Origin of the sequence: Nocardiopsis chromatogenes YIM 90109, assembly GCF_000341185.1 — a bacterium.
Lineage (GTDB): Bacteria > Actinomycetota > Actinomycetes > Streptosporangiales > Streptosporangiaceae > Nocardiopsis_A > Nocardiopsis_A chromatogenes.
This window is the reverse complement of record NZ_ANBH01000142.1, coordinates 1-3980: the sequence shown is the minus strand read 5'-3', so window position 1 is coordinate 3980 and position 3980 is coordinate 1. Positions and strand designations below refer to the sequence as shown.

The window sequence follows — 3980 nt, the reverse complement described above, 5'->3', positions numbered from 1 at the left end:
CCCCCCCCCCCCCCCCCCCCCCCCCGGCTGCCCCGGGCCTGTCACCCGGCAGGCAGGGCCGGAGAACCGCCCCGCTCTTGCCGTCCCGCCCACCACAGGCACCACGCACACGCCCGCCACCCGACAACGCTGCCGCAAGGGCCGCCGACCTCTCCCCGTCGCCGCCCTTCATCCCCCGAACCGGCGAGAAACGTCCCCCATCCCGTCGACGTAGCCAGCCCCAGCAAAGGGCACGGTCCCGGCAAAGGACAAGGCCCTAATGGTTTTGTCGGGCAGCAGTGAGAACGAATCCCGATCAACTGCGGGAGGCACCTTCGACGGCGCCAGGAACGTGCCGCTCAGAAACGGGAACACCTGGCCNCGGGGCGGTGCCCCCCCCCGCAGGCGACACCACCCCCGCCACGCCGTGATCCGGAGCGGTGCGCCGCGACCCCGGCCGGACAGTCGGACGGGACGCCCAGCGCACCGCCCCGCCCGCGGACGCCACCCCGGCCCCAACGGAGGCCCACGCCGACCGCCTCCACGTGTCCCCCGAACCCATCGACACCCAGCCGCGCGACGAGCAACCGACCGTTCCCCCGAACCAGGAGGGAAACGTCCCCCATCCCGTCGACGTAGCCGACCCCAGCGAAGGGCACGGCTACGGCGAGGGCCGACCGGGACCGGCTTAACCCCGGCTGAGACCGGCTCAGAGTGCTCTCAGGGGTGATCGCTGATGGTGTGTGCGGCCGGACGGGAGATCCGGCCGGATCACCGCGTGGACCACGATGGAACGAGGAACGGCATGGACCTCAAGAAGAAGCTGGCACTGGCGGCGCTGATCGCCCTCCCGCTGGGCGTGGGGGCCGCCGGGACCGCGTACGCGGCGGCCGCCGCCGACTCCCCCGCGGAGCCGGAGGTGCGCAGCGTCCAGAACACCGACACCGACTCGGGCGCCGACAGCGCCCCGGAGGCGGACGGGTCGCAGGGCTCGTCGGACGGCGAAGAGGACTGCAACGACGCCTGAACCGCCCCGCCCCGGGTCAGCCCCGGGGGAGGCGCACCGTGAACTCGGCGCCTCCCCCGGGGCCTTCTCCTGCCTCGACCGAACCGCCGTGCTCCCGGGCGATCGCGGCGACGATGGAGAGCCCCAGGCCCGTCCCCCCTGAGGCCCTCCCCCGCGCCGTGTCGAGGCGGACGAAGCGCTCGAAGACCCGGTCCCGCTCCTCCGCCGGGATGCCCGGGCCGTCATCGCCGACCTGGATGACGGCCCGGTCGTCGCCCTGGGCCCAGACCGCGAGCTCCACCCTGCCGCGGGCGTGGCGGACCGCGTTGTCGGCCAGGTTCCGGGCCAGGCGCGCCAGGGCGTCCCGGTCGCCCACCACCTTGACCGGCTCCAGGCGGGTCACCACGCGCACGCCCTCGGCGGCCCCCGCGGAGCGCAGGCGGACCCGCTCTCCGTCCAGCACGTCGTCCAGGTCCACCTCTTCGCGCCGCAGCCCCAGGCCGCTCTCGTCGGCGCGCGCCAGCAGCAGCAGGTCGTCCACCAGGACGCGGATGCGGCTCAGCTCCCCTTCGGCCGACACCAGCGCCTCGGGCGGAATCCTCCCGCCGTCCTTGCGCGCCAGCTCCACGATGCCGGTCAGCGTGGTCAGCGGGCTGCGCAGCTCGTGCCCGGCGTCGGCGACGAACCGGCGCTGCGTGCGCTGCGCGGCCTCAAGGCGTCCCAGCATCGCGTTCATCGTCGTGGCCAGGCGCGCGATCTCGTCGTCGCCGTCGGGCTCGGGGACGCGCCGCCCCAGGTCGCCCCCGCCGCCGATGGCGGCGACCCGTTCGCGGATGCCCTCCACCGGGGCCAGGGCGCGCCCGGCCAGCCGGTGCGCCGCGGCCGCCACCAGGGCCAGCAGCAGCGGGATCGCCCCCAGCGCCAGCAGCGCGGAGGTGCGCACCGCCACCTGGATGGGCTCGGCGGACATGCCGACGACGATCACGTGGTCGGCCCCGCCCAGCCGGACGCCCCGGGCCATCAGCCGCATCCCGCCGTCGGTGGTCTCCACCAGCTCCCCCGGCTCCGGGGTGAGCGGGGTGTAGGCGGGCGGGCCGCAGTCGGACTCCGGAGCGCCGCAGCCCCGCACCACCCGCCCGTCGGGGCCGATGAGCTGGGCCAGGTCGGTCTTGCGGGGCGGGTTCCACTCCGGCTCCGGCTTCTCCAGGCCGTCCATGATCTGGCCGACGCCCGAGCCGAGCGTGGTGTGGGCCGAGCGCAGCAGCGCCTCGCGCAGCACCGCGATCCCCCCGGCCGTCGCCGCCACCAGCGCGATGCCGGTGACCACCGTGGACAGGACCATCAGGCGGCGCCGGACCCCGGCGCGGAGCGCCCCCGCACGCATGTCAGCCGCCCTCCGCGTCGAGCATGTAGCCCGCGCCGCGGACGGTGCGCACGGCCTGGCGCCCGAACGGCTCGTCGATCTTGCGGCGCAGGTAGCGGACGTAGACCTCGACGACGTTGTCGCCGCCCCCGAACTCGGGGTCCCAGACGTTGTCCAGGATCTCGGCCTTGGACACGACCGACCCCGCGCGGCGGATGAGGAACTCCAGCAGCGCGTACTCGCGCGGGGTCAGCTCCACCTCCCGGGCGCCGCGGGCCACCCGGCGCCGGGCCGGGTCGAGCGTCAGGTCGCCCGCGCTCAGGACCGCCGGCCGGGCCGACTCCCCGCGGCGCACCAGCGCGCGCAGCCGGGCCGCCAGCACCACGAAGGAGAACGGTTTGGTGAGGTAGTCGTCGGCGCCCAGGTCGAAGGCGTCGGCCTCGTCGTACTCGCCGTCCTTGGCGGTGAGCATCAGCACGGGCGTCCACACCTCGCGCCCGCGCAGGCCCTCCAGCACCTTGTAGCCGCTGAGCCCGGGGAGCATGATGTCGAGGACCACGGCGTCATAGCAGGCGCGCTCGGAGGCGGCCCAGAGGCCGTCGACGCCGTCGTCCACGATGTCGACGCTGATGCCCTCCCCGGCGAGCCCCCGCCGGACCGTCTCGGCGATGCGGGCGTCGTCCTCGATCAGCAGAATGCGCACTGGGGCATGCTATGCGCGTTCCGTGCCCGGGCACGAGGCCGGTCCGGCGGAACCGGAGCGAGGGGCGGCTCGGTGCCGGGCCCACCCGGAGCGCGGCGCGGTCCTCCGCCGCGGAGCATTCGAGGCGAAGGCCCCGGCGCGCAGGTGGACCCGCTCCATTCAGCTCTCCTCCCTCTCCCGCTCCGCGGTACCGCACCCCTCGCGGGAGGCCGGCATCGGACCGGAAGAGGGTTCCCTCTCCCCCGTGGTCCGCTGCCGCTCGTCCTCGGCCCCGGTGCCGGACCCGGCCCCGGAGTCGGAGTCGGCCGGAGGCGAGGGGATCTCCTGGACGCGCCCCGGCAGGAGCGGGCTGGCGGCCAGGATGACCACCCCGACCGCGACCAGGAACCAGTAGGCGCTCGCGAAGCCGCCCGTCCCGCCGTCGGCGCCGGTTCCGGTGCCGGTCCCCGAGGCCGCGAGGATGAGCGCGGCACAGGCCACACCGAGCGCCCCGCCGAGCTGGTTGAGGTTGTACAGCACGGAGCTGCCCTGGGGGACCTTCTCCTGCGGCAGGGTCCGGTACAGCGACCCCATGGTCGGCGCACCGACCCCGCCCAGCCCGAGGCCGATGGCGAACGCGGCCGGGGCCGACCGCGGTTCGGCGCCCTCGGCGCCGACGAAGGTGAGCACGAAGGCGCCCGCCACGGCGATCAGGGCGCCGCCCCGGACCAGGGTGCGCGCCCCCAGCCTGTCGCTCAGGCGCCCCGCGATGGGCATCGCCACGGCCGACCCCAGGCCCAGCGGCGCCACCAGCAGCCCCGCGGCGGCGGCGGTGTGGCCGTGGACGATCTGGTAGTACAGCGGAAGCACGAACAGGCCGGCGAACGTGCCCACCCCCACCAGCCCCTGGACCGTGACGCTGGCGGCGAAGCTCCGGCCGGCGAACAGCC

The 3980-nt window shown here is 75.5% G+C and carries 4 protein-coding genes; 1 reads left to right on the top strand and 3 read right to left on the bottom strand.

Annotation, left to right across the window (positions count from 1 at the left end):
• The first annotated feature begins 784 nt into the window (after nt 1-784).
• Nucleotides 785-1006 carry a hypothetical protein gene (locus D476_RS0114930; RefSeq protein WP_017624742.1) on the top strand — a complete coding sequence of 74 codons (222 nt, stop codon included), beginning with the start codon at nt 785-787 and terminating at the stop codon, nt 1004-1006.
• Between the two features lie 16 nt (nt 1007-1022).
• Here D476_RS0114930 and D476_RS0114925 read toward each other — a convergent pair whose 3' ends face one another.
• The 3 genes from D476_RS0114925 to D476_RS33405 all read right to left on the bottom strand — a co-directional run.
• Nucleotides 1023-2369, bottom strand: a complete 1347-nt coding sequence (locus D476_RS0114925) for a sensor histidine kinase (RefSeq protein WP_017624741.1) — start codon at nt 2367-2369, stop codon at nt 1023-1025.
• Nucleotide 2370: 1 nt separating this feature from the next.
• Nucleotides 2371-3051, bottom strand: coding sequence for a response regulator transcription factor (locus tag D476_RS0114920; protein WP_017624740.1), 681 nt, complete (start codon nt 3049-3051; stop codon nt 2371-2373).
• Between the two features lie 159 nt (nt 3052-3210).
• Nucleotides 3211-3980, bottom strand: a 770-nt coding sequence (locus tag D476_RS33405; RefSeq protein ID WP_017624739.1) for an MFS transporter, incomplete at its 5' end; no start/stop codon positions are given.